At 48.2% G+C, this 26586-nt stretch carries 22 protein-coding genes; 8 read left to right on the top strand and 14 right to left on the bottom strand.

Annotated elements, in window-relative coordinates; all coding sequences use genetic code 11:
* The first annotated feature begins 2 nt into the window (after positions 1-2).
* Positions 3-1664, top strand: coding sequence for a pyridoxal-dependent aspartate 1-decarboxylase PanP (gene panP, locus BFR57_RS12235; RefSeq protein WP_071464258.1), 1662 nt, complete (start codon positions 3-5; stop codon positions 1662-1664).
* Here panP and panC read toward each other — a convergent pair.
* The 7 genes from panC to sfsA form a co-directional block, all read right to left on the bottom strand.
* Positions 1641-2483: a pantoate--beta-alanine ligase gene (gene panC / locus BFR57_RS12230; RefSeq protein WP_071464257.1), complete on the bottom strand. Its 843-nt coding sequence runs from the start codon at positions 2481-2483 to the stop codon at positions 1641-1643. The genes panP and panC overlap by 24 nt on opposite strands.
* A 2-nt stretch (positions 2484-2485) precedes the next feature.
* A complete protein-coding gene (gene panB / locus BFR57_RS12225; RefSeq protein ID WP_071464256.1) occupies positions 2486-3283 on the bottom strand; it encodes a 3-methyl-2-oxobutanoate hydroxymethyltransferase in 798 nt (265 codons plus the stop codon).
* A 4-nt stretch (positions 3284-3287) separates the two neighbouring features.
* Positions 3288-3806, bottom strand: a complete 519-nt coding sequence (gene folK / locus BFR57_RS12220) for a 2-amino-4-hydroxy-6-hydroxymethyldihydropteridine diphosphokinase (RefSeq protein ID WP_071464255.1) — start codon at positions 3804-3806, stop codon at positions 3288-3290.
* A complete protein-coding gene (gene pcnB, locus BFR57_RS12215; protein ID WP_143441099.1) occupies positions 3799-5163 on the bottom strand; it encodes a polynucleotide adenylyltransferase PcnB in 1365 nt (454 codons plus the stop codon). Before pcnB ends, folK begins: the two co-directional genes overlap by 8 nt.
* 94 nt (positions 5164-5257) lie before the next feature.
* Positions 5258-6133, bottom strand: coding sequence for a tRNA glutamyl-Q(34) synthetase GluQRS (gluQRS, locus tag BFR57_RS12210; RefSeq protein ID WP_071464254.1), 876 nt, complete (start codon positions 6131-6133; stop codon positions 5258-5260).
* Positions 6126-6575 carry an RNA polymerase-binding protein DksA gene (gene dksA, locus BFR57_RS12205; protein ID WP_006954308.1) on the bottom strand — a complete coding sequence of 150 codons (450 nt, stop codon included), beginning with the start codon at positions 6573-6575 and terminating at the stop codon, positions 6126-6128. Before dksA ends, gluQRS begins: the two co-directional genes overlap by 8 nt.
* A gap of 129 nt (positions 6576-6704) precedes the next feature.
* Positions 6705-7424 carry a DNA/RNA nuclease SfsA gene (gene sfsA / locus BFR57_RS12200; protein WP_071464253.1) on the bottom strand — a complete coding sequence of 240 codons (720 nt, stop codon included), beginning with the start codon at positions 7422-7424 and terminating at the stop codon, positions 6705-6707.
* Between the two features lie 56 nt (positions 7425-7480).
* Here sfsA and pepB point away from each other — a divergent pair, with 56 nt between their 5' ends.
* The 3 genes from pepB to mrcB are packed head-to-tail and all read left to right on the top strand — an operon-like array spanning position 7481 to position 13555.
* Positions 7481-8779: an aminopeptidase PepB gene (gene pepB, locus BFR57_RS12195; RefSeq protein ID WP_071464252.1), complete on the top strand. Its 1299-nt coding sequence runs from the start codon at positions 7481-7483 to the stop codon at positions 8777-8779.
* Between the two features lie 20 nt (positions 8780-8799).
* Positions 8800-11298: an ATP-dependent helicase HrpB gene (hrpB, locus tag BFR57_RS12190; protein WP_071464251.1), complete on the top strand. Its 2499-nt coding sequence runs from the start codon at positions 8800-8802 to the stop codon at positions 11296-11298.
* The gene (gene mrcB / locus BFR57_RS12185) at positions 11288-13555 is read left to right on the top strand and encodes a penicillin-binding protein 1B (RefSeq protein ID WP_071464250.1); all 2268 of its coding nucleotides are present in this window, start codon (positions 11288-11290) and stop codon (positions 13553-13555) included. The genes hrpB and mrcB overlap by 11 nt, the downstream gene beginning before the upstream one ends.
* On the opposite strand, the gene hemL is transcribed toward mrcB, so the two are convergent.
* The 4 genes from hemL to BFR57_RS12165 all read right to left on the bottom strand — a co-directional run bounded on the left by hemL (position 13552) and on the right by BFR57_RS12165 (position 18091).
* A complete protein-coding gene (hemL, locus tag BFR57_RS12180; RefSeq protein WP_071464249.1) occupies positions 13552-14838 on the bottom strand; it encodes a glutamate-1-semialdehyde 2,1-aminomutase in 1287 nt (428 codons plus the stop codon). The two genes, mrcB and hemL, sit on opposite strands and share 4 nt — an antisense overlap.
* A 29-nt stretch (positions 14839-14867) precedes the next feature.
* Complete coding sequence (locus BFR57_RS12175) at positions 14868-15875, bottom strand: aspartate carbamoyltransferase (protein WP_071464248.1); 1008 nt, start codon at positions 15873-15875, stop codon at positions 14868-14870.
* 69 nt (positions 15876-15944) lie between these two features.
* Complete coding sequence (gene hemJ / locus BFR57_RS12170; protein WP_071464247.1) at positions 15945-16376, bottom strand: protoporphyrinogen oxidase HemJ; 432 nt, start codon at positions 16374-16376, stop codon at positions 15945-15947.
* A 17-nt stretch (positions 16377-16393) separates the two neighbouring features.
* Positions 16394-18091 carry a chloride channel protein gene (locus tag BFR57_RS12165; protein WP_071464246.1) on the bottom strand — a complete coding sequence of 566 codons (1698 nt, stop codon included), beginning with the start codon at positions 18089-18091 and terminating at the stop codon, positions 16394-16396.
* A gap of 93 nt (positions 18092-18184) precedes the next feature.
* Here BFR57_RS12165 and BFR57_RS12160 point away from each other — a divergent pair, with 93 nt between their 5' ends.
* The 3 genes from BFR57_RS12160 (at position 18185) to pepQ (ending at position 20722) form a co-directional block, all read left to right on the top strand.
* Complete coding sequence (locus BFR57_RS12160) at positions 18185-18934, top strand: DUF6776 family protein (protein WP_071464245.1); 750 nt, start codon at positions 18185-18187, stop codon at positions 18932-18934.
* A gap of 58 nt (positions 18935-18992) precedes the next feature.
* Positions 18993-19337: an iron-sulfur cluster insertion protein ErpA gene (gene erpA / locus BFR57_RS12155; RefSeq protein ID WP_071464244.1), complete on the top strand. Its 345-nt coding sequence runs from the start codon at positions 18993-18995 to the stop codon at positions 19335-19337.
* Between the two features lie 68 nt (positions 19338-19405).
* On the top strand, positions 19406-20722 hold the full coding sequence (gene pepQ, locus BFR57_RS12150) for a Xaa-Pro dipeptidase (protein ID WP_071464243.1): 1317 nt from the start codon (positions 19406-19408) through the stop codon (positions 20720-20722).
* Positions 20723-20724: 2 nt separating this feature from the next.
* Here the strand turns inward: pepQ and BFR57_RS12145 are convergent, their stop codons facing one another.
* On the bottom strand, positions 20725-21834 hold the full coding sequence (locus BFR57_RS12145) for an anhydro-N-acetylmuramic acid kinase (RefSeq protein WP_071464242.1): 1110 nt from the start codon (positions 21832-21834) through the stop codon (positions 20725-20727).
* Positions 21834-23150, bottom strand: a complete 1317-nt coding sequence (locus tag BFR57_RS12140) for a peptidoglycan DD-metalloendopeptidase family protein (protein ID WP_071464241.1) — start codon at positions 23148-23150, stop codon at positions 21834-21836. Before BFR57_RS12140 ends, BFR57_RS12145 begins: the two co-directional genes overlap by 1 nt.
* 163 nt (positions 23151-23313) lie before the next feature.
* On the opposite strand from BFR57_RS12140, the gene tyrS reads away from it, so the two are divergent.
* Positions 23314-24516, top strand: a complete 1203-nt coding sequence (gene tyrS / locus BFR57_RS12135) for a tyrosine--tRNA ligase (RefSeq protein WP_071464240.1) — start codon at positions 23314-23316, stop codon at positions 24514-24516.
* 65 nt (positions 24517-24581) lie between these two features.
* Here tyrS and BFR57_RS12130 read toward each other — a convergent pair whose 3' ends face one another.
* On the bottom strand, positions 24582-26582 hold the full coding sequence (locus BFR57_RS12130; RefSeq protein WP_071464239.1) for a methyl-accepting chemotaxis protein: 2001 nt from the start codon (positions 26580-26582) through the stop codon (positions 24582-24584).
* Between the last annotated feature and the right edge of the window lie 4 nt (positions 26583-26586).

Raw genomic sequence — 26586 nt, 5'->3', positions numbered from 1 at the left:
ATATGAATGACGCTGACGATAAGTCATACGCGGAAGTAAACCAAGAGTCTTTGTATCGGATTTTTACGTTGCCCGAGGCGCCCGACTCAACGTTAAGCCGAATCGAGAAAGATCTGTCTGAAAACCTTTTAGGATTCTTAGGCGATCATATCGTGGCAAAAGAAAAGCCATTACAAGATATCGAGCGCGACTTTGAGAAAGCGTCGATTCCAGAAGATCCGCAGTTTGTCTCAGATCATACTGAGTTTTTACTGGAAAAATTAGTTGCGCACTCAGTACATACGGCCTCACCGAAATTTATCGGGCATATGACTTCGGCACTGCCTTACTTTTTGATGCCGCTCGCTAAATTGATGGTTGGTCTGAACCAAAACCTCGTCAAAATCGAAACCTCAAAAGCATTTACTCCGCTTGAGCGTAATGTCATTGGTATGCTGCATCACCTGGTTTACCAACGCGAGTCATCGTTTTACAACCGATGGATGCATAGTGCACAACATTCACTTGGCGCATTTTGTTCCGGGGGGACTGTAGCGAATATGACCGCGCTTTGGGTAGCGCGTAACCAATTGTTAAAGCCAGATGGTGATTTTGCCGGGATAGCCGCGGAAGGGCTAGCTGCGGGGCTGGCGCATTATAATTACAAACGATTGGTGGTGTTAGTTTCGGAACGAGGGCATTACTCGTTGAGCAAGGCTGCTGATGTGTTAGGTATTGGTCGTAAGAATTTAGTGGCCGTTGCTACCGATGCCAATAACCGAATTAAGGTTGATGCATTGCGGCAAGCCTGTCAGGACGTGCGTGATCAGGGCGGCGAAGTGCTGTCGATTGTGGGCGTCGCGGGAACTACGGAGACCGGACATATTGACCCGCTGGCAGAGATGGCTGATATTGCTGAGCAATTAGGTATTCACTTCCATGTTGACGCGGCGTGGGGCGGTGCGACCTTATTGTCCAATGATTATCGACATTTATTAAGTGGTATCGAGCGCGCTGATAGCGTCACTATTGATGCGCATAAGCAAATGTACGTACCGATGGGCGCGGGCTTAGTATTGTTTAAAGATCCCGCGATGGTTAAGGCGATTGAACATCATGCCGAATATATTATCCGCCAGGGCTCAAAAGACTTGGGTTCTCATACCATGGAAGGTTCGCGGCCGGGTATGGCGATGATGGTATTTTCAGCCATGCATGTGATCGGGCGTCGTGGTTACGAACTGCTGATAAATAACAGTCTTGAAAAGGCACGCTATTTCTCTAGTTTGATTGCTGAGCAAGATGACTTTGAGGTCATCACAGAGCCCGAGTTGTGTTTATTAACTTATCGCTTTGTACCTAAACGCGTGAAGCAAGCGTTGGCAGAGGCCAATGCAGAGCAGGTGGAGCGCCTTACTCCCCACCTGAACGCACTGACTCGGTATATTCAGAAACGGCAACGTGAGAGTGGCCGTTCGTTCGTTTCGCGTACAAAGCTAACGCCCGAGCATTATCACCGTGTGCCGACGGTTGTTTTTAGAGTTGTATTAGCAAATCCGCTAACGACCCACGACATGCTAAGTGAAATTATCGAGGAGCAACGCGAAATTGCTGAGAAAGCAACGAGCTTAAGAGGTGCGTTACACACTGAAATGCGCGAGTTAGGTTTGATTCGCGACGCGTAAGTTATCAATCAAGCGCGTGCTGCCGAGTTTGGCAGCCGCCAATACTACCCACTCCGCTGCATCGTCCGAGGCAGGCGTCAGGTCCTGAGCATTGCGCACTTCAAAATAATCGACTGCAAAACCATGTTGCGAAAGCTGTTGGCTTGCTTGTCGGCATAGCGAAGTGGCTTTAGAGGCGTTACTCAAGTGTTGCTTGACCCAACACAGCTGCTGATAAATAAGACTCGCCTGTTCTCGTTGCGAGCTTGATAAGTAACCATTACGTGAACTCATCGCCAAACCCGAACTTTCACGTTGTATCGGTGCACCGACAACCTGAACGGGTAAAGAGAGGTCGTTCGCCATCAAACGAATCACTTGCAGTTGCTGAAAATCTTTTTCACCAAATACGGCAACGTCGGGTTGTGCCATATTAAACAGTTTACATACGATAGTCGCCACGCCAGTAAAGTGCCCTGGGCGGCTCGCACCGCATAATATATCGCTGATACCGGGGACTTCGACACGTGTTTGTTGTTCGAGTCCGCGTGGATAAACTTCAGCGACCGTTGGGGTGAACACGGCGTGCGCACCGGCATCACTTAACAGACGACAGTCTTGCTCCAACGTTCGTGGGTAGCTATCAAGGTCCTCGCCTGCCCCAAATTGCATGGGATTAACAAAAATGCTAACCACGACCTTGTCTGCCAGTGTTTGTGCCTTTTTAACTAGGCTCAAATGACCCTCATGCAAATTGCCCATGGTAGGTACTAAAGCTACGGAATGGGTTTGTTCTGAACGCCACTGGCGCATACTTTTCAAGTTCTTAAGTACTAACATAACTAGCCCTCGTAGCTATGTTTCAATTCAGGAAAGTCACCAGACTTTACTTGTTCGCTAAATTGACGAAAAGCACCGGCTATCCCATCACTTTCTTCCAAGAAGTTTTTAGCGAACTTGGGTAAGTACTCACTGTTCATACCGAGCATGTCATGCATCACTAAGATCTGACCATCGGTATCAGGACCCGCGCCAATGCCAATAGTGGGAATGGTGAGTGCTTCAGTGACGCGCTTGCCTAAAGAATTGGGAATACACTCGAGTACGAGTAATTGTGCGCCGGCAGCTTCGAGCTGTTTTGCTTGCTCAATCAGCTGAAGTGCTTGCGCTTCTTGTTTACCTTGTACCCGGTAACCACCTAGCACATTGACGGACTGGGGAAGTAAACCAAGGTGTGCACAGACTGGGATGCCGCGTTGGGTGAGGGCTTTAACCGAATCAACGAGCCAGTCGCCACCCTCAAGCTTCACCATGTTGGCGCCTGCTTGCATCAGCTGAGTCGCATTTTTTAACGTATCGGTTAGCGTGCCGTAGCTCATGAAGGGTAAGTCGCTCATGATAAAGGCATCCGGTGCGCCACGGCGAACGCATTCAGTGTGGTAAACCATGTCCGTCATGGTGACGGGTACCGTGGACGAACGACCTTGCACGACATTGCCGAGTGAGTCGCCTACCAAAATGCAATCAACGCCTTGCTCAGCCATCAGTTTGGCAAAGCTTGCATCGTATGCCGTAAGAGAGGCGATTTTTTCGCCTTGTTGTTTCTTTTTTTGAAGCTTGGCAATGGTCATCGCAGCCATAAGACTATCCTTTACTGAGCAAAGTCATGAGTTCAGAGCGTGAGCATAACACGGTAAGCGGTTCATCAGTAAGCATCGCAAGCTGCTGCGATACTGAGTGATTATTTGGCAGCTCGAGTTGCGGAGCAAATTCGGCTAACGGCTGTAACACGAAGCCGCGGTCATAAAGGCCCGGATGGGGCAGTTTGAGGGCTTCATTATCGGATCGAATGTCATCGAATAGCAGTAAATCGAGATCGAGCGTTCGTTCGCCCCAGTGACGAATTCTTTGTCGTCCAAATTCGTCTTCGACTTGATGGAGAAACGCTAACAGTTGCTCAGCCGTTAAATCATGACATTCGACTTGGCAAACCGCATTAACGTAGTCGGGCTGGTCTTGCGGACCCATGGGCTTGGAGTGGTAAAGCGAAGAGACATTGACCACGTTGAGATGCACCGATTGGCTAAGACACAACAACGCCTGTTTGATCTGTTGCGCTGGCTCGCCCAAATTGGCGCCCAGCGCAATGTATACATCACTCATTGCTCTCAGAGCCTGTGGGCTTCTTGCGCGAGCGAGGACGTCGGCGGCGTTTAGGTCCTGAGCGACCTGGCTTTTTACCAATGACCTTATTAGGCGCTTTCTGTGCCTTAGTCCAGAACTGACTGAGCTCAATCAATGCATCGGAGCCCTCAATTTCAGCTCGTAACATGAGGAAGTCGTATGCCGCGCGGAACTTTTTGTGTTCAAGTACTTTCATCGCTTTGCCACCGCGCGTACTTTGCAAGCGCAACTGCAGCTGCCAAATATCGCGCACAGGGAGTGAAAAGCGCTTAGGCAAGGCGACGGTTTGGCATTGACGATCAATCACATCGGCAGAGGCAATATTGAGCGCATCCATTGGCGGCAGCCCAGATTCAACTTCTAACTGTGAGCGTCGTGCTTCCATCGGGTACCATAGCATCACAGCCAACAAATACGCCGGTGTTACGCGTTGCTCGTTGTTAACACGTTTATCAGTGTCAGAAAGTGCACGCTGGATGAGTGCTACTGCAGGTGACTGCTCATCCTTTATGTAGGTTTTTAGCACGGGGAACATCTGTTGGAACAAGTTATGTTGCACCATCATGTCAAAATTTGCACTGGCTTTTCCAGACATGAACATCTTCAGGAACTCATCAAACAACCGTGCTGGTGGGATGTTCCTGAGAAGGGATGCCATCTCGATAATCGGATCTTGCACCTGCTTATCCATTTGCATATTGAGCTTAGTGGCAAATCGAATCGCTCTTAGCATGCGCACAGGGTCTTCGCGGTAGCGTTGCTCTGGGTCGCCAATAAGTCGCAATACACCGGCGTCTAAGTCCTTTTTGCCACCGGCAAAGTCGTATATACAAAAGTCAGCAATGTTGTAGTACATGGCATTGACCGTAAAATCGCGTCGCTCGGCATCTTCTTCGATTGAACCATAAACATTGTCACGCACCAAAAAGCCTTGCTCATCGGTCTTAGCAATAGGTTGTTTACGTTCATGCGAAGTTGCTTCGTCGTGGTCTTCTTTGTGATGACCGCGGAAGGTGGCGACTTCAATAATATCCCGGCCAAATACGATATGAGCCAAGCGAAACCGTCTGCCGATGAGGCGACAGTTGCGAAACAGCTTCTTGACCTGCTCCGGCGTTGCGTTGGTCGTGACATCGAAGTCCTTCGGTTGAATACCGAGAAGTAGATCACGTACACATCCGCCCACTAAATAGGCCTCGAAGCCTGAGTTATGAAGGCGGTATAAAACTTTAAGTGCGTTATCGCTAATGTTTTTACGAGATATTGGATGCTGATCGCGAGTCAGCTTAGTTAGCTGTGGTAAACGGCTATTAGATGGCTTTTTAAAGCTCGACATCGCTCGTTCAGCTAGCTTTTTGAATTGCTTGATAATGACTATTCTCCGCTTAACGTCTGCACGCTTATATAATTGCGCGCGTATTGTACCTTTATTATACGATCATTTGCCACTGTGATTGCCACTGTTGAGTCGATGCCTTCAAAACTGTGTCGACACTATCATAATCCTTGGCTTCTCCTAGATGGAGCGACAGCACTTTGGCTGCGGCGATGAGGTTATCTACTGCGAACGTCTCATCAATCGCTGGCGCATGGTTTTGTTTACTTAGTTTGCGTCCGCTAGGGTCAGTGACTAAGGGCAGGTGCAACCAGCGTGGGGTTCTCCCGCCTAATGTTTGCCACAGTGTTGCTTGCCAAAAACTGGGAATTAACAAATCCGAACCTCGCACAACATCCGTGATGCCCTGCTCTAGGTCATCGACAACGACAGCCAATTGGTAGGCAAATAAACCATCGCGACGGCGTAGAATAAAATCTTCCTGGGCAAACTCAGCTTCTGCTTGAACGTGCTGATGTCGACGGTCAAATAGGTGAGTTTTTGCATTGTCATTTTTAAACCGTATCGCGTAGGGCGCAGGGCGTGGTTGGCGTGTTCGGCAGTGACCATTGTAATACGCACCTTGGGCACGTATTTGTTTGCGGCTACAATCACACATATAAGTTTGCGCGCTGATATCGCCAAGTACACGCGCATAGACCTCGTCCCGCTGGCTTTGATAAATAACTGTCTCGTCCCAGTGTAGACCGTGGGCTTCCAATTGATTAAGTATCTGGGTGTCGGCGTTCGGGACAGCGCGGGTTTTATCAACGTCTTCGATGCGCACGAGCCATTGACCGTAGTGAGCACGAGCATCTAAGAAACTGCCCAGTGCTGCAACGAGTGAACCAAAGTGTAAAGGACCCGAGGGGGTCGGTGCGAACCGACCCCGGTAGCTATTAGACGACTGAAGCTGAATCGGCTTAAGCACCGGTCATCTGTTTTTCTTTAATCTCTGCAAGCGTTTTGCAGTCGACACATAGGTCGGCTGTCGGACGTGCTTCTAAACGACGGATGCCGATTTCAATACCGCATGAATCACAAAATCCGAAGTCATCTTCCTCGATTTTTTGCAGAGTCTTCTCAATCTTTTTGATGAGCTTGCGTTCGCGGTCGCGCGTGCGCAATTCGATACTGAACTCTTCCTCTTGCGCGGCTCTATCAACCGGATCGGGGAAGTTCGCAGCTTCATCTTTCATGTGGTGAACCGTGCGGTCCACTTCCTGACGTAATTGGCGGCGCCATTCTTCTAGAATTTTGCGAAAGTGAGCTAATTGCTCATCATTCATGTATTCTTCGCCCGGCTTCTCTTGGTACGGCTCTAGCCCGGCAAGCGCCAGGATGCCATGCGTTTTCTTCTTGCCCTCTGGCATCATGGTTCTCCTACAGTTAATTCGCTGCTCTTAAATTAAACAAGCTGAAAAAAAGGACGCTACATATAGCAGAAAGGTCACCCTAAGGCAACGCCTTTTCATACTTTTTGAGCACTCATACAGCCTGTATTATTCGTTACTCAGCATGACAGGTAAAACACCGTTAGCTCGTATACCTTGCTGATTTATCTCGGTGCTTAATGCATAAAACTCGACGCCTTTTTGCGCTGCATTAATACAGGCATTCGCATATTTTGGATCGATATGGGCGGCTGGTTTTACCCGTTCGGCGCCAGAGTGCATACAAACGTACAACATGACAGCACGATGTCCCTGTTCACGCATGTGCTCGAGTTCTTGCACATGCTTTATTGCGCGAGCGCTGACGGTGTCAGGGAAGTAACCACATTGTTGATCAACCAGGGTGACACTTTTGACTTCGACATAGCATCGGCTGCCCTCGTTAGAGTTGCCAAGCCAGTCGATACGGCTGCTTTGCTCACCATAACGTTGTTCGGCAAGCCACCCGTTGAACTCAGCAAGCTCGGTGATAAGACCCTGCTGTAGAGCCTCACCGGCGACCTGGTTTGCGCGTTGAGTATTGATTACAATCCAGTCACCGGAAAAGTTTTGCGCTAACTCCCAAGTCTTTGCATATTTGCGCTTGGGATTATCTGATACACTACACCATACTTTGTAGCCTGGTTCCGCGCAGCCTGTCATGGCGCCGGTATTGGGGCAATGAACTGTTTCGATACTTTGGGGTTGTGTAGTAAATTCGATATCCGCTAAAAATCGCTTATATCGTTGGCGTAAGATGCCCACTTCAAGTGGCGTGTTAAATTGCATGACCGTCCTCATAACCCTAAAGTAAAACATCGACAAATTAATGGGAGATGATTCTGATGTCTAGTTCAGTCAATGTTTTTCTAACTTTAGATAAACCTGCGGCGTTTCTAAAGCAGTCGGTTTTAGTGAGTCACTCCGACCAAGGCGTTAACGTTCATATTGGTTCTGACAGCGTCGAAAACTTACGAAAAATTCAAAAGGCGGGTCGTCACCTCGATAGCCAAGGCTACGCTTCGGTTGAGTTAGCTGGCGCAGGTTGGGATATCGAGAGTCAGTGGGCCTTCTATCAAGGTTTCAATTCAACTATGTCAGACAATACGGTGGCTTGGAACGAGACCGATAAGGGAGTCGCCTCACAGCTTGATGATATGCGAGCGGCCAATCAGTTTACCCGCGAATTGGTGAACTTGTCGGCTGAAGAAATCTATCCGTTAAGCTTAGCCGAGCGTGTTAGTGAACACTTAAAAAGTGTCGCGCCTGAACATGTAAGCGCGCGTTTTATTGTCGGCGATGAGCTCAAAAATGAAGGTTGGATGGGCATTTACACTGTCGGCCGCGCGAGTCAACATGCGCCTGTGCTGGCTGTCATTGATTACAACCCGACCGGCGATGAAAACGCACCTGTTGATTATGCGCTCGTGGGCAAAGGTATTACGTATGACTCGGGCGGTTACAGCATCAAGCCAAGTGAAGGTATGTTGAGCATGAAGTGCGATATGGGTGGCGCTGCGACGCTGGCCGGTGCACTCTTAACCGCTATCCGTCGCGGTCTCAAAAAACGCGTTAAATTGTTCCTATGTTGCGCAGAAAACATGATCAGCGGCAAAGCTTACAAACTGGGCGATATTATTACCTACAAAAATGGTCTTCGTGTCGAAGTTGTTAATACCGATGCTGAAGGGCGACTCGTACTTGCCGATGGTTTGATGGCTGCAGGTGAAGCGGGGGCTAAGCAGGTAATCGATGCTGCGACGCTGACAGGTGCCGCGCAAATGGCTGTAGGCAATGAGTTTAATGCGGTGTTCAGTATTGATGAACAGGCAGCGGCGCGTGCGCTGAACTGCGCAGCACAAGAGAACGAGCTATTGTGGCGCTTGCCGTTGGCGACATGGCATATGGAAAATACGCCTTCGCCTTTTGCCGACTGTGCTAATAGTCGTCCACAAAAAGGTGGCGGAGCAGGTGGCGCGAGTAATGCAGCAGGTTTCTTACTGCGTTTCGCACCGAATGATGGACACGGTTGGTTGCACTTCGACTTGGCTGGCGCTTATCAGAAGTCGTCAACCGCCATGTGGGCAGCTGGTGCGACAGCGATGGGCGCGCGCACGATTGCTGCTACGCTATTGGCTGACTGATAGGTGGTAAATAAGTCGTCGTGGTAAACCTACCGATTGATGCGATTAAGCAACCTTTACTCGAGCGCTGCCCAGGCGCTCGAGTTGTTATAGAAGCGCCACCCGGGGCGGGTAAATCGACGGCTTTACCCTTACATTTATTGGCTTCTCGTTCACTTCATGGGAATAGTGAAGGACTTATTGTTCTTTTACAGCCTCGTCGAGTAGCGGCCTTGTCGATAGCGCATTTTTTGGCACAACAACTTAATGAACCTGTTGGTAAATCGGTGGGCTATAGTATCCGCGGCGACTCTAAACGGAGTCGCGAGACACGTCTCATGGTTATTACCGAGGGTGTGTTTACACGTTGGCTACAGCAGGATCCTGAGCTCAAAAATGTCTGCACTGTGATCTTCGATGAGTTTCACGAGCGCAATATTCAAAGTGACTTAAGTCTCGCCTTAGTATTAGATTTACTGCCTTTACGACCCGAGATCAACTTACTACTGATGTCGGCGACACTGCCTGGAGAAGCGCTGAAACACTGGTTGAGTGATACCACAGCTGAGTATTTTGAGTTGCTAACGGTTGACGTAAAGCGCTTCGAACTTGATATTCAATATCGTCCTCCCTCGCGCATTGAGCGTTGGCTGGAAGAGAGCGTATCTGTCATTGCGGAAGCTTTCCATCAAGCACGTAAAGGAGTGTTAGTGTTCTTGCCCGGAATGCGCGAGATCAAGTATGTTGAGCAGCGTATACAGGAAATACTAGTAGGTGAGGATGTGTCTATTTTGCATGGTAGTTTAGCCACCGATTTGCAACAGCGCGTTATTCGTTCGGGCGTAAGCAAACGCGTTGTTCTAACTACCAACATTGCTGAGACGTCACTCACGATTGATGGCATTGATACTGTGGTTGATACGGGGCGAGAACGACAATCAGTATATCAGCCGCAATACCGAGATAGTCTACTCACGACGGCCATGATCGCTAAATCGAATAGTGAGCAGCGAGCAGGTCGTGCTGCGCGACAGCAGCCAGGGAGAGCCTACCGATTATGGAGTCGAGATACTCAACAACGCTTAGCAGCCTATAGTCCACCCGATGTAGCCACTCAAGAGTTAACCGATTTAGTTGCCCAAGTTAAAGCATGGGGAACAGAAGTAGATGAGCTCAATTGGTTTACTCCACCGAATGGCGCGCTGGTAGAAGCTGCCAAAGAAACGTTGGCTGATATGGGGGTGTTAAAAGAACAACGATTAACACCAATCGGACGAGAAGTCGTAGGTTTTGGGACTGATATCAGACTGGCGTGCATTGCTTTACACGCGCGAAACAATCTGACCGAAGCGAAGCAAAGAGCGCTCGCACAATGGTTAGCGACGTATGAACAAGCTGATAAGCGTTTTAGTGAAAACAATGATGTCGTCTCTACTCAACAGCACGCGCGCGCCATGTCACGCGGAACCATGTGGTGGAAGCGCTTTGCGTATTGGTGCCAAATTTTTGCAATCGATACGCAAGGGCGGACGCAGTTTGCAGGAATTGAAGACGCTGTATTATTTGGGTTTGCTGATCGCATTGCGTGTCAAGACAACGTCGATGAAGCACAATTGATGAGCGGTGCGCGCATTTATGATGTGAAAGACTCGCTCACGAATCGACATAAAACAGCCTATTTTATTGTCACTCGACTCAGCTTAAATGAAAAACAACGGCATAATCGGTTGGTGGGCTATTTACCTATCGATAGACATACGCTGCTTGGCCATCCCGCGGTGCGTTTAGCCGAACGAGTTACGTATAATTGGACTAAAGATGGCGAGCGACTTATTAAAACCAGTGAACAGGTGTGTGGAGCACTGGTCTTTGATAGCTATCAAGAACCCGCCGAGTTAACAAATGAAGCGCTAACTGATGCGTTGAGTCATTGGTTGCAGGCTGAGGGCTTTAAGGCTGTAGGCTGGAACGCCAACACCGATCGACTTTTAGCCAGACTACAATTTTTATATCGCGCACGACCTGAACTGTTCACTATCGTTCCGCACGAAACTGAGTTACTTGAACACTTGGCTGATTGGGCATTGCCGTATTGGCATGGCATCAAGAGCTTAAGACAATTAAGGACATGGCAACCTAATGAGGCGTTACTCAATACCTTGACTTACGATGGACAGCAACTGTTGCACACAGAGTGCCCAACGCACTGGTTGGCTCCGAGTGGTCGACGCGTAGTCATTGATTATCCAAGTGGCACCGTAGCTGAGCGTTCGCCTAAGGTTGCAATAAAATTGCAAGAAGCTTTTGGGGAAGTGTCATCACCTACCGTGCTCAATGGACAAATCGCCATTGCCTTAGATTTGCTCTCACCGGCCGGTCGTTTACTGCAACGAACACATGATTTAGCCTCGTTTTGGCGCTCTAGCTATCAGGAGGTTAAAAAGGAGATGCGCGGACGGTATCCCAAGCATCCATGGCCTGATGATCCGACGCAAGCGATTGCGACAGTTAAAACAAAGCGACAACTGAATGACAAGTAAACCTTGGTTAAACTACATCATTAAAACCGGTCTAAAACTGGGGCTAATTGTGGTCGTCATTTCGGCCTTCTACTTGATCTACCTGGATGCCACGCTAACACGGGTGTTTGCTAATCAACGCTATCAAGCGCCCGCGCTTGTGTATGCGGCGGAGAAAACACTTCGTGTGGGTGACTCGATGAGTCAGCCTCAAGTGATAAATGTACTTGAGCGTTTAAGCTACCAGCGCAGCGGCTCAACCGAGGCAACGGGGTATTTCTCAGTCTCAGGTGATAGGCTCATGGTGCATCGGCGGCCCTTTGATTTTTCAGACGGCCCGAAAATGTCACAGCGCGTTGAACTGAATTTTCACCGCGGAAAAATTGCAACAATCGTCAGCTGGCCCGATGGACGCCAACTCGAAAGTATTCAACTCGAACCTCAGTTAATTGGGCGAATTAACTCGCTTAGCAATGAAGATCGTTTGTTGGTGGGCTTAGAGATGATTCCCAGCTTGATGACCGAGACATTGCTATTGGTAGAGGATAAAAACTTTTACCATCACTCAGGCGTATCCCCCCTCTCGGTATTGCGTGCATTGGTGGCGAACATTCGTGCAGGACGGACAGTGCAGGGTGGTAGCACGCTGACGCAACAGCTTGTTAAAAACCTTTATCTTACGCGTGACCAGACTTTATGGCGTAAGTTTCACGAAGCGATGATGTCATTGGTGATAGATTATCGCTTTGATAAAAATACGATTTTAGAAACCTACTTCAATGAAGTGTACTTTGGACAAGACGGACGTCATGCAATCCACGGTGTTGGCCTTGCTAGCCAATACTATTTTGGTCGTCAAGTACAGGAGCTCACAGCTGATCAGGTGGCGATGCTGATAGCGATGGTTAAAGGGCCGTCTTATTATGATCCGCGGCGTTACCCGGAGCGCGTACGAGAGCGCCGAGACTTAGTACTCAGGTTAATGTACGAAAATAATTTGTTGTCTAAATCTGACTTTATTGCTGCGATCGAGACAGATATCAAAGTTCGCGCTTCACGTCGATTAGTAGAAGATAGCTTTCCACATTACCTTGAGCGCGTAAAAGAAGAACTCAGCCGAATCAAATTGCCGCCTAATTGGCAGGAAAACGGACTGAAAATTTTCACTGCATTGGATATTGAAGCACAGCATCGAGCTGAACGAGTGATGGCTGACGGCGTTCCAGGACGGGATATTAAGGATTTAGAAGGTGCGTTTGTAGTTAGTGACTACCGCAACGGAACGTTAGTGGCCTTAGTCGGGGGACGCAATGCCAATCAAGTGGGCTTTAATCGCGCGATTAAAGCGCTACGACCCATAGGCTCATTGATAAAACCGATTATTTACGCCACTGCGATGAGTGAATCTGAATCCATGGGGCTTAACAGTCACGTGGTGGATGAAGCCGTTACACTGAGCGACGAGCGAGGCAAACCGTGGAAGCCGCAAAACTACGATGGTGAGTTCTGGGGTGACATGACCATCTACGATGCATTGGTTTATTCACGTAACTTGCCGGCAGTTCGTATTGGCTTGCAAGTGGGCATTGAAACGCTGATCACGCAGCTTAGAAAGATGGGGGTGGTGACACCGATCCGTGACTATCCATCGCTCACATTGGGCGCCGTTGAGATGTCACCATTAGCGGTTTCACGCGTTTTTTCAAGCATTGCAAACGATGGTGTGTTTCAGCCATTGAAAACTATCAACGCCATTACTACGCATGATGGACTACCCGTTTATGAGAACCCTCAGCAAGTTAAAAAGCGCGTTTTGAGTGCTAAGGTCGCTTACCTGACCCGTTATGCGATGGCCGGAGTGGTGAGTAAGGGCACAGCACATGCCTTAGGTGAAGCGTTTCCAGGTACACCGATGGCCGGCAAAACCGGTACAACCAATGATTACAAAGACAGCTGGTTTGTATCGATAGATGGGCGCTATGTGGTGACCGCCTGGCTTGGCACTGACGACAATCAAACTACATGGCTAAGCGGTAGTTCAGGAGCATTACCAATGGTGTCACGCTTCTATCAGCAGGTGAAGCCATCGCCGTTATCGCTGATACCGGTTGAGGGGCTCACGTTCCAAAGCTTTCACAAAGAACAAGGGACACGAATTCCGGATAGTTGTCAGCAAGCGGTGATTTTACCAGCACCGCCGACACCGCTTACCGACAATATGAATTGCGACGCTCAAGTGGAAGAGAAAAGCTGGCTTGAGCGTCTATTTGGTGGTTAAGCTGAGAGTTCGCTAAACGCGATCTTAGCAGCCGCCAAGGTATCTTCAATGTCCTGCTCAGAATGAGCGGCAGACATAAATCCACCCTCGAAGGCAGAGGGTGCTAAATAGACACCCTGCTTAAGCATGCTGTGATAAAACGCTTTAAAGTGCGCCATATTGCACTCGGTAGCTTGCTTATATGAAGTAACGTGTTTCTCTTTAGTGAAGAAGAAACCAAACATCGAACCTGCGCGGTTAGTGGTAAACGGGATACCCGCCTCGTCCGCGAGTTGTTGCATGCCGTCGAGTAATTGATCGACACGCGCGTATAACTGCTCGTAAAGTCCTTCCTGACTCAATTGCGAGAGCGCGGCAAGACCCGCTGACATGGCGACTGGGTTGCCTGACAACGTACCTGCTTGGTAGACCGGACCTGTTGGCGCGATGTGGTCCATGACTTCTTTTTTACCACCGAAAGCACCCACAGGCATGCCGCCACCAATGACTTTACCTAAGGTGGTTAGGTCTGGAGTTACGTTGTAACGCTCTTGTGCGCCACCCGGAGCCGCGCGGAAGCCACTCATGACCTCATCAAAAATAAGTACCGAGCTGTACTGGTCACAAATATCGCGTAAGCCCTCTAAAAAGCCAGGTACTGGCGGAATACAGTTCATATTACCAGCGACAGGCTCAACGATAATACACGCGATTTGGTCGCCATATTGAGCGAAAATATCCTTAACAGAGTCGATATTGTTGTACTCTACCGTAAGCGTGTGCTTTGCAAAATCCTCTGGGATACCGGGTGAGTTGGGTACGCCCAGAGTCAGAGCACCTGAGCCCGCTTTGACAAGGAGTGCATCGGCATGACCGTGATAGTTACCCTCAAACTTGAGGATCTTATCTCGACCCGTATAACCGCGCGCCAGACGAATCGCTGTCATGGTCGCCTCGGTGCCAGAGTTCACCATGCGTACTTTCTCGATAGAGGGCACCAGCTCACGGATTTTCTCCGCCATGGTGATTTCGACTTCAGTCGGTGTACCAAAGCTTAAACCACGTTGTGCTGCTGTGATGGTGGCGTCTAAAACGACTTGATTATTATGACCTAGGATCATAGGACCCCAAGAACCGACGTAATCAATATAACGCTGACCATCGGCGTCAAACATGTATGCACCATCGGCGCGTTCAATAAAAATAGGGCTGCCGCCCACACCGTTAAATGCACGTACCGGCGAGTTTACGCCGCCTGGAATACTGATTTGTGCTTGTGTAAATAATTGTTCTGAACGACTCATGAACAGTTCCTTAAACTTGTTTGACAGATTTAACGCTTATCGCTGTACCAATTTACCGGGCACTCATATTGGTCGATCTGATCGACAACACCCAAGGTGAGCGCGAACAGTGCCATCCGAATTAGGACGCCATTGTCGGCTTGTCTGAATATCGCTAAATTCGGGTTTTGGTTCAGATCGTTGTCTAATTCGTTTGCTTCTGAGCGCGAATCACGCGGTAACGGGTGCATGATGACAGTATTAGGTTTGTAATGCTTGGTGTAGATATCTTGGTTTAACCGAAAGCGTCCACGGTATTGGTCAGCATCTTGAGGCGATGCAAAACGTTCTTGTTGGATACGCGTTTGGTAGACGATATCGGCATCGACGATACCTTCCATCGTTTCCGTAATATGGAAAGCATGGCCCGCGTTATCGAGCGCATCGAGTACTGAGCTCGGCATTGATAGCTCGCGCGGCGAAATTAAAGTGAAGCGAACATTTTTATACATGGTCAGCAACTTCGATAACGAGTGTACAGTGCGTCCATACTTGAGGTCGCCGATCATGCAAATATGCATGTTATCGATGGTCTGGCCATGGTAAGCCAGTTCTTTCTCTATGGTGTATAAATCGAGCAAGGCTTGGGTTGGGTGCTCATTGGCGCCATCGCCACCATTAATCACCGGAACACGGCTGCCCTCGGAAAATTCAGCGACTGAACCTGATTTAGGGTGTCGCATTGCGATAACATCACTGTAGCTGCTCAACACGCGGGCGGTATCGTAGAGTGATTCGCCCTTAGCAATGGCTGAGCTCTCCATACCAGTCGTTTCGCGTACTTCACCACCAAGCAGGTTGAATGCGGTGCCGAAGCTGACCCGTGTGCGGGTTGAGGGCTCAAAAAATAAATTACCAAGAATAGCGCCCTCAAGCACTTTTGTGCGCTTTTGGCGTCGTGCATAGGGTTGCATTTTATCCGCAACGGAGAAAATGTATTCGACACTGTCGCGATCAAATTGGTTGACCGAGAGGATGTTGGAGCCGGTGAAATTCATAACGTATAAAGCCCTTTGCCAGCGGATGTCACTGGACGCTCAGTATATCAGATATTGATTGCAAAAAAATCAGAACGGCTTCACGATCGCTAAAATGACGATGGCAAATAGTAACAGTACGGGGAATTCGTTAAACACCCGATAGAAGCGATGGCTACGCTTATTACGATTATTTTTAAAGTCACTCAATAATTTAAAACAATATCCGTGATAGCCATACAGTAACGCAACCAGTACAAGTTTAACGTGTAGCCAACCTGATGCAGCGATCCACGCGGTGCCATACATCACCATCAAGGTAATACCAAAAACCAGCGTTAGAATAGCAAAGGGCGTGACAAAAAAGAGCAGTTTACGCTCCATCACTTTAAATTGGTCATCGACCGCGGGTTGATTGGTCATCGCGTGATATACAAATAAACGCGGCAAATAAAATATACCGGCAAACCATGCCACCATAAAAATAACGTGTAAGGCTTTAATCCAAAGCAAAGTGGACATAATGGGTACAACTCCTATTAAGCAAGCTCTCGTTGTAGAGCGCGACGTACGATTTCCCAGGTAATGATACCGCAGGGCTCGCCATTATCTTGATCAAAAATATACACAGCACCTCGACGTTGACCGCTGAGTTCATCCCATACTTCAGATAATGTTGATGTAACCTTAAGGCCTATGATCGGCATGTAATTCAGTGAAGGGCTATCGCCTGCGCCAATATCGTAAGTCACAATACGATATTGTGGCAGGTTATCTTCGTCGACATTCATTACGATGACGGTTTGGTTGCTCGCTTTTTCCAATACATCTAACAGCTCATTTTGGGTCGGCTCTAGCAATAATTTAAATTGTGTCTCCATGACGTGTTCGACCCCCGTTTTTTGCAATGCTACCGCCACGGGAGGAATCTGATAGGGTAAGTCTTGCAGTTCTAACTGTGCGATAAAGACAGACTTTGACCTAAACAACTGGGACGAAATCAAATACGCAGGGACGATCACCAACATTGCCGGCACAATAATTTCAACACTGCCTGAAAGCTCCACGATCGCGAGTAGAGCGGCCATCGGCGCGTGAATACACGCAGCCAGTATTCCAGCCATACCTAACAAAATATAAGAGTCTAAGTGTTCAGCGCCAATCAACTGATATTGCACGAGGATATTAACAAATAACGCAGCGACCGCTGCGCCTACACCAAAAGCGGCACCGATCAATCCACCTGGCGTTCCCATACCAAGGGCGATGGCGCTCGCAACGAGCTTGGCTAAAAGCAAGGTAAGTAAAACGGCTTGCTGGTCTTGAAATTGAACGACTTGCTGGATGGTGGATAGACCCGGACCCAAACTCGTTGGGATGATCACCGCAAGAAAGGCAGTTATGAGTCCTGCGAATAACAATCGCGTAAGCATGGCCGTATCTTTTACTGTGTCCATGACATCTAACATGAGTTTCTTAAACAGAACACCCACAATGCCGACTGCTACGCCTAACAATATGACAAAACCGAATTGTGACTCAGGTAGCTCCTGACCTTTTAATAGGGTTAGCTCCGTCGCAGGGCCAAAAATTTGATCGGTGATTATCGAGCCGGCTACCGCAGCGAGCATAACGGGGATAAAGATATGCACTTTATATTCACGTAATACGACTTCCATTACCAATACCATTGCTGCGAGGGGGGTATTGAAAGAAGCGGCTATCGCGGCTGCAATCCCGCACGCAGCGAGCGTGCGCACGGCATTTTTCGGGGTATCAATATGATACCCTAACCAAGTACTTGCGGCTGCGCCTAAATGCACCGCAGGTCCTTCCCGGCCGACACTATAACCTGCAACGAGTGCGATGATGCCACCAAAAAACTGATTGACCGTACTGCGCCAAGGTAGCATGCCATACTGTTGCTTCATGCGATGAATTACGTAAGGAATGCCAAGGCGAACTCGCTTCGCTCGTGAGAGTTTAAATAAAACGAAGAGTGCGAGGGCGGCACCGACAGGTAGGGCAAAACGAGAAAAAGTCGGTAAAGGCTGTTGCCAGTGAGTCACATTCCCGACAAGATAGGCACTTTGATCGATAGCAAATCGAAAAACGACAATGAACAATGCGGCAACGATACCGCCGAGTAAGCCTAATACGCAGATCGCGACAGTCGTTGTCGGGGCAGCGAGTTGTTTACGCGCCTTTTTAATTATCGCTTGCCGAGAAAATTGCATGTTCTATGGTCCTACACGCAGCTAACCGCTTGGTTTGTCAGTCTTATTATCTAACATACCACGATTGCTAAGAATAAACAGAAGTTAACAAATATGAAGCTTGGAAATTTGCTCAAACGACTGAAACAGCGTGTAGGTGCGCTGGCTTTCTACCTCGGTGCCATTTTACTGTTGTGTGTAAGTATTTACTTCGCGTATTGGGTAGGTGGGCAATCAGCTGAAGTCAAAGAAAAAACGGTAGCGCAACAGGATGAGCGGCTTGACCAGCTCTACCAACAGATCGAGGCGCTGGAATATCAAACGAACGTACTGAGTGTAGAACTTGATATCGAGCGGTCGGCAAACGAAGAATTGCAAGCGGAGTTATCTGAGTTACAAAATGAGAACTACGCGTTGCGACGTGATGTCGCGTTTTACCAGAAGATTATGGCGCCTGAACTCGAACAAGGTGGGGTGGTCATCGAGTCATTTGCGTTAACGCCTAATGCAAATAAACGGCACTTCCACTTTTCTCTCGCCTTGTTACAAATCGAACAGCGTCGACAGTTTGTGGAAGGTAATATCACCATCGAATTGCAGGCGCGGACCGGTGAAAAGACCGTTAAGCGCTACAATTTACTTGAGTTAGCGAATATTGAACCCCATCCTCATCATTTCTCTATGCGCTACTTCAGTTTACTTGAGGGCGATTTTATTTTACCAGAGGGCGTACTTCCTGAGCACGTAGATGTTAGAGTGACGCTCACAGAGGGTGGACGAGGACAGTTAGAACGTCGGTTTTATTGGACACAGAGCCTACGTCAAAACCGTTCGCTCGAATTAGAAAAGAGTCAGGATTCTTGACCTAACCGCCCGATTTAAGCGAAAATTGCGTATTGAATACGCTCACTAAGGTGATGTTATGGCAGTAGAGCAAGCGATGCCGATCGAGTTCTCTGAACAAGCGGCGGCTCAAGTTAAAAAATTAATCTCTGAGGAAGAAAACCCCAATCTAAAGCTACGTGTTTATGTCACGGGTGGCGGCTGCTCGGGGTTCCAGTACGGCTTTACCTTTGAAGAGCAGATAAACGCGGGCGATATGCAGATTGATAAGGATGGCGTTACGCTCGTTGTTGACCCCATGAGCTTACAGTACTTAGTGGGTGGCGTTGTCGATTACGAAGAGGGTCTGCAAGGCTCGCGCTTTTTTGTTAATAACCCCAACGCAACGACGACCTGTGGTTGCGGCTCCAGCTTCTCAATATAACGAATAGGCTGAATTCATTTCAGCCTTTAGGTAGAATGCTCCCATCCATTCCGATTTGAGGGAGTATTATGAGTTTATACGCAAAGCATTTAGAAACGGTAACGCAGCGCTTTGATAAAGCGTTAGAAGACAACCAGTTTGAGTCTGTACTAGTTTATGCAGGCCAGCCGCGCGTTGCCTTTTTAGATGACAACCCTGCCCCCTATAAAGTTAATCCCCTATTTAAGTATTGGGTGCCGGTGCTCGAGAGCCCTAAAAGTGCTGTGTTCTATAAAAAAGGTAGCGGTAAGCCTACAGTTTACTTGTTCCAAGCGCGCGATTTCTGGCACTCGCAGGCCAAGATCCCAGAAGAAGATTGGCAACAACACGTTGATTTGAAAATTATCGATAGTTTGGATGCGATGGTCGCCGATCTTGGCGGTGAACTTGAGAAATCTGCATTTATTGGCGAAGACTTTGCCGAGCCTGTCTGTAACTGGAAAGTGAAAGCGCGCAATCCACAAAGCTTAATCGAGCACTTGCACTTTCATCGCGCGATTAAAACCGAGTGGGAAGTGAACAACTTGCGTGAAGCAAATAAGCTTGCTGCTAAAGCGCATGTGGCAGCTAAAGAAGCCTTCTATGCGGGCAAAAGTGAACTTGAAATTCATGCTGACTACTTAGCCGCGATGAACTTCCGCGAATCTCAGGTTCCTTATAATAGTATCGTCGCATTAAATGAACATCCTGCTATTTTGCACTATGATGTTTACGATACTGAAGCGCCTGCGGTGAGTCGTTCATTTCTGATTGATGCGGGTTCGTTGTATAAGGGCTATTGTGCCGATATCACGCGTACTTACGCAAAAGAAGAAGGTTTCTACGCCGATCTCATTAATGCCGTCGACGCTGCACAGCAAGAACTTCTGACTGAAATCAAACCCGGCGTAAGCTATTACGATTTGCACGTTTCGATGCACCATAAAATTGCCGCTATCCTCGAGCAGTTCGAGTTTATCACTATTGACGCCGCGTCAGCTTATGAAAAGGGCATCACCAGTGCCTTTATGCCACATGGTTTAGGGCATTTTATTGGGCTACAAGTGCATGATGTCGGTGGTTTCTTGAAAAATGATAAAGGTGATAGTTACCCGCGTAACGAACGTCATCCATTCTTGCGCTTGCTTCGCGATGTGGAAGTAGGGCAAGTGTTCACTATTGAGCCGGGCTTATATGTCGTTGACCAGTTGCTTGAGGAGTTCGAAGGTAGCTCAGATATCAACTGGCAGCGTGTGGATGAGCTTCGTCCATACGGTGGTGTACGTATCGAGGATAGTATTGTGGTTGGCGAAAGCGAGAACGAAAACTTAACGCGCGATGCGTTTAAAGCACTCGGCGCTGAGTAATCTTAAGCGTTAACCCGTTTTCCTAATACGGCCAGTTGACTCGCCCCTGTTACAGCGGGCAGGTTAGCTGGCTTTTTATTGTCAAAACACCAACCGAGCCAGGCAAAAGCCATCGCCTCAACGTGTTGAGGAGCGACACCATATTCAGCGCTGTCTGCTACCACGATTGGTTTGGGCAAGCATTGTGCTATACGCTCTAACAAAAACGAATTAAATGCACCACCACCACATACAATTAACTTATCGGGGCATTTGGGCAGCCACTGAAAGCTGTTTGCTATGCTTTTTGCAGTCAATTCGACGAGCGTCCGCTGTACATCTTGTGGGTGGTATTGATCATTAATAAACGAGTTCAACCACGCTAAATTAAAGTGTTCTCGGCCACTACTCTTGGGGGGAGGGCTACTAAAAAAGGGATCGTTGAGCAATCGGCTTAATAGCTCCAATTTTAACTCGCCCTGTTGAGCCCACTGACCCTGGTCATCGAAACGTTGTCCTTGGTGGCGTTCTATCCACAGATCGAGCAAAGTGTTGGCAGGGCCTGTATCAAATCCAATAACAGTGCCACTTTGGGCATCTAAAAAGCTAATATTAGCGATACCACCGAGGTTTACCACGGCAATCGGTGCTTGAGCCGTGTCGGCGAAAATAAATTGATGGAAAGCAGGGACTAACGGCGCTCCCTGACCACCTAATGCTAAATCTCGTGCGCGAAAATCGAAAATAACCGGTATACCGATTCGGGCTGATAACCAGTCGGCATCATTGAGCTGGATACTGTAACCAATCGCGTTGTTTTGCGTAGGAGGTGCATGCCAAAGTGTTTGACCATGACTAGCAACCGCAGTAATTGCCTCGGACGAGACATTAGCCTTTTCTAACAGCTGCAAGGTCACTTCTGCACATAACGCTGCGTATTCGCGAGCAAGGTATCGATAATCGGTAACGGATAGATCAGGACGACAGGCGTGTTCGAGTCGTTGCTTTAGGTCGTTTGGAATGGGCACTGCGTGTGCATCAATAAATTGAACTTTATCGGGCTTGATGTCACATAACACTGCATCGATCGCATCCATGCTAGTGCCAGACATCAAGCCGATATATAAGCTCATTAGCGCATAGCCAGATAGATTCGCTTGTTGTCGTTGAGTACGGCGACTAGCTGTTGGGCATGTGTTCTGAATGCCGGTAACTCTGACTCGGATAGCGATTTGGCTTTAGGCAACTCCACTGTGCGCGGATTACGATGTGTACCGTTAACCAAGAACTCATAATGTAAATGCGCGCCAGTCACTCGGCCCGTAGATCCCACACGTCCAATGATTTGGCCCTGTGAAACACGATCACCCGTTTTGACATGTTTACGACTCAAGTGCAGATACTTGGTCACGTAACGCTCACCGTGTTGAATAAAAACATAGTTACCATTAAGCGAGTTGTAGCTGGCTTTAATGACCTTGCCATCACCCGCGGACATGACTGGGGTTCCCACCGCGGCCACGTAATCCGTGCCGTTGTGTGGACGCACACGACCTGTAACAGGGTGTAAGCGACGCGGGTTAAAGTTAGAACTTACATACGTAAAGTTGACGGGCGAGCGTAGGAACGTCTTCCGCATTGCACGCCCTTCCGGCGTGTAGTATCGCCCATTTTCAGTGTTCAAAACCGCTTGGAATAACTCACCTTGGTTAACAAATTCAGCCGCTAAAATCTTGCCGTAACCGACGAACTCACCATCCACAAACTCGCGTTCGAACAGTACGCTAAACTCATCGCCCTTGCGAAGATCTAAAGCAAAGTCGATATCCCAGCCAAAAATGTTTGCCACGCTCATGATTTGGTTATCGGTCATGCCTGCACCCATTGCAGCATTCCAAAAGCTACTATCGATCACGGCATGAGCAAACTCGGTACGAGTTTCGACTTCGCGCGTTTCGATTTCCGATACAAAGTCGTCGTTCTGACGAGTAATAATGAGAGTTTGTAGGCCACTGATGTGATGGACTAATTGCACTAACTCATCATTGTCATCTGTTGCAATACGCAGCTCATCGCCAGGGTGCATGCTGCGTAGCTTTTTAGCTTCATCGCCAGAGTTAGTCACTCGATACAGTTGCTGCGCTGAAAAGCCAAGGGTATCGAAGATTTTCGCTAAGCTGTCACCACTTTTGACAACGTAAGTCTGCCAGAACAGCTCAGGTTGTTGGTTGTCGACCTGCTGTTCCGGTTCAAACACCAGCTCAAGCTGATAGCGTTGTCCGGGTAGAAGCTCGTCTGGCTGACTACTATTTTTTGAGGCGGTTGCCTGCTCGGTCGGTACAAACAACAATAAGAATAACAGCGCGCTCACAGAGCTAATAAGCACTCTATGGGAACGCGGTAAATCAACAATAAATTGTTTGATTTTATGTACTACTTGAACATTCATTTTGGTGCGCACTTCGTTATTTGATTAAACATCGCTCAATGCGATTTTCTTGAGGATAATATGAAAAATTCAAGAATACCAGTATTAAAGAGGTTAAAACAGGGCTATAAATGGCGTAAACTAGCACTTTTACACTTTATTCACGACGTAGGAGATTGGCTCAATGACCCCTCAGGTGGCCGAAGCTTTAGCAGAAATTACACGCGGTGCCGATGAAGTCCTTATCGAGAGTGAACTTGCTGAGAAGCTAGAGCAGGGTAAACCTCTGATTATCAAGGCTGGCTTTGATCCGACAGCACCGGATCTACACTTAGGCCACACGGTCTTAATTAATAAGCTGCGGGTATTTCAAGATTATGGCCATAAAGTGATTTTCCTCATCGGTGACTTTACTGGCATGATTGGCGACCCTACAGGTAAAAATGTTACACGTAAGCCTCTAACCCGAGAGGATGTGTTGGCCAACGCGGAAACATATAAAGAGCAGGTTTTTAAAATTCTCGATCCTGCGAAAACAGAAATTCGCTTTAACTCGGAGTGGATGAACAATCTCGGTGCGGATGGCATGATTAAGCTAGCGGCGCGTCAGACCGTGGCTCGTATGTTAGAACGCGATGACTTTAAAAAGCGCTATCAAGCCAATCAGTCTATCGCCATTCACGAGTTCCTTTATCCGTTGGTGCAAGGCTGGGATTCTGTCGAACTTAAGGCTGACGTTGAAATGGGCGGTACCGACCAACGCTTTAACCTGCTGATGGGACGCGAATTGCAGAAAGAAGAAGGTCAGCGCCCGCAAACGGTCATCATGATGCCGCTACTCGAAGGCCTCGACGGTGTTCAAAAAATGTCAAAGTCGCTGAATAACTATATTGGAATCACTGAGCCTGCCAATGAAATGTTTGGTAAGGTGATGTCAGTATCTGATGAGCTTATGTGGCGTTATTTCGAGTTGCTAAGTTTCCGCCCACTAGAGCAAATCGAGGACTTTAAACAACAAGTCGCTAATGGCGAAAACCCACGTAATATAAAAGTTTTGCTCGCTAAGGAAATCATTGCTCGGTTTCACGATGAGGAAGCTGCGGATAAGGCTGAGCAGGACTTTATTCAACGCTTTCAGAAGAATGCGATTCCGGATGATATTGAAGAAGTAGAGGTAGAAGCGGGCGATCAAGGTATTGCTATTGGTAATGCGTTGAAGGCGGCTGGTTTGGTGTCATCGACATCGGATGCGATGCGCATGATTAAACAGTCGGCAGTTAAGCGGGATGGTGAGAAAATCACTGACACGAAACTGATGTGCACTAAAGAAGATTCAGGCGTATATCAAGTCGGCAAGCGCAAATTTGCTAAAATTATCTTTGTTTAATTCGCGATGGCGATAAAAAAAGGCTTGCCCAGTGGGCAAGCCTTTTTTGTGGATAATCACCTAATTTAAACGGTGAAGCTCTTAATTGAGTCTTGTAATTCATCTGCCAACTTAGCGACTTCATTAGAGGCTTGCGCAGTTTGTTTAGAACCTGACGCAGTTTGCTCTGCAATCGAGACAATCGCTTCAAGACGCTCACTAATGTCATGAGCCGTGCGGCTTTGCTCTTGTGCCGCGCTGGCAATGTGGTTACTGCTATCAGCCGCTTGGTGAACCGATTCGGTAATAGCATTCAACGCCGAAGCTGCGTCATCCGTTTGCTGTACGCTTTGCTCAGCTTGTGCACGACCACGTTCCATTACCTCAACCGCACGTTGAGAGTCCGTCTGAAGTGATTCGATCATACTTTGGATCTCTTCGGTTGACTCTTGTGTTCGGCTTGCCAAGGTCCGTACTTCATCGGCAACCACCGCAAATCCGCGACCTTGCTCGCCTGCTCGTGCCGCTTCAATTGCTGCGTTAAGCGCCAATAAGTTGGTCTGGTCAGCGATGCCACGGATAACATCCAAAATGCCACCGATGTTTTTGCTGTTTTCTGACAGCTGGTTAATAACCGATGATGCACCTTCGATTTCTTTTGCCAATTGTTCAATCGTTGAACGGTTCTGCTCTGAGATACCGCGTACTCGCTTGGCTTCCTGGTCAGAGTGCTGGATTTCAGCTAGTGCTTGATCAGCACCACTAGCCATCTCGCTTGCTGTGCTATTCATTTCTTGAGTAGCAGTCGCTACTTGCTCGATCTGACTACGTTGTTCTTCGATAGAGCGCGTGGTTTGGTCGGATACGCTCGAAGACTCTTCCGCCGCCGTTGCGAGTTGTGTGGCGCGGTTAGCAATACCCTCAATCAATTTGCGCAGGTTGTCAGTGAGCTTGTTGGTATTTTCGGCCAATGTACCAAACTCGTCCTGTGAGTCATAAGAAACACGCTCAGTCAGGTTACCTTCGGCCATGATATTAAGCATGTGGTTAACTTTGCTGAGTGGGTTACTGATACTGCGTACTGTTATCCACGATATGATCACGGCTAACGCAATAGACACTACAGTCAGGATACTGTTGATCCAGCTTGAGGTCGAAATAGAAGACTCTACGTTGGTACGGGTTTCGTCCGCAATGTTGCGCACTGCCGCTTGCAACTCATTGGCAAGTTCGATTAAACCATCTAACTCCTGTTTGGACTTAGCCAGCGTTTGCTCTTCCGTCGCACGCGTTTTCAGGCGGTTCACGATATTATCAGGATAAGAGCCTGCACCCTGCAGGTTGCCCAGCGCTCCGCGGATAAGTTCAAGTCCATCGTTCACCAACTGTTCGGTATCGGCTGTTGCAGCAGACTCCAGACTCTCTAAGCGAGGGCGTAATGAATCGATGTTGATACCAATTTCACTTTGAATCACTTCGGCACGGTCAATCGCATCAGCTTTGCTGAGGTCATACATGAGTGTGACAAGCGAGGATAAAGACGACTCTATTGAGCGAGCAAGCTGTTTTACTTCGGGCACCTCTGACATATCAGAGGTGTCTAGCATCATAATAGAAGCGTCATCGATGTTGAATGCGATTTGGTCTAACTGGTCTTTCGCCGTTTGCTCAAGTTCAAGATACTTACGTTGTTGAGCAAACAGTGTATCAATCGAGTCCACGTAGCGGCTCGCATCAGCTTCAAGCTGCTCTACCAGTTTGGAATAGCCCTCTCCCCGAATTAAGCTCATGGTTTCATCTAACGACGTTGAGAATTGTTGACGCGTACTATCGAAACTCTTTGTATGGGTGCTCAATTGGTCAATGGTTTCATCGTAATAGGTTTCGCTTTGCAAGGCGCCTAACTGAAGTACATCCACCTTGAGTCCGGCAACGCTCTCTAGCGCTGGAACGGCTTTATCATTAAGACGTTCGACCGATGAGCCTATGCTGTTGATATTGAACAACGAACTCAAACTGATAACGAGCAAAAGCAAGGTAATCAGCGCGAAGCCACCAATAACCCGCATTGCGACAGTAATTTTCATAAGA

This window comes from Idiomarina sp. MD25a (assembly GCF_001870515.1).
Lineage (GTDB): Bacteria > Pseudomonadota > Gammaproteobacteria > Enterobacterales > Alteromonadaceae > Idiomarina.
This window is presented reverse-complemented; position numbering and strand designations above follow the sequence as displayed.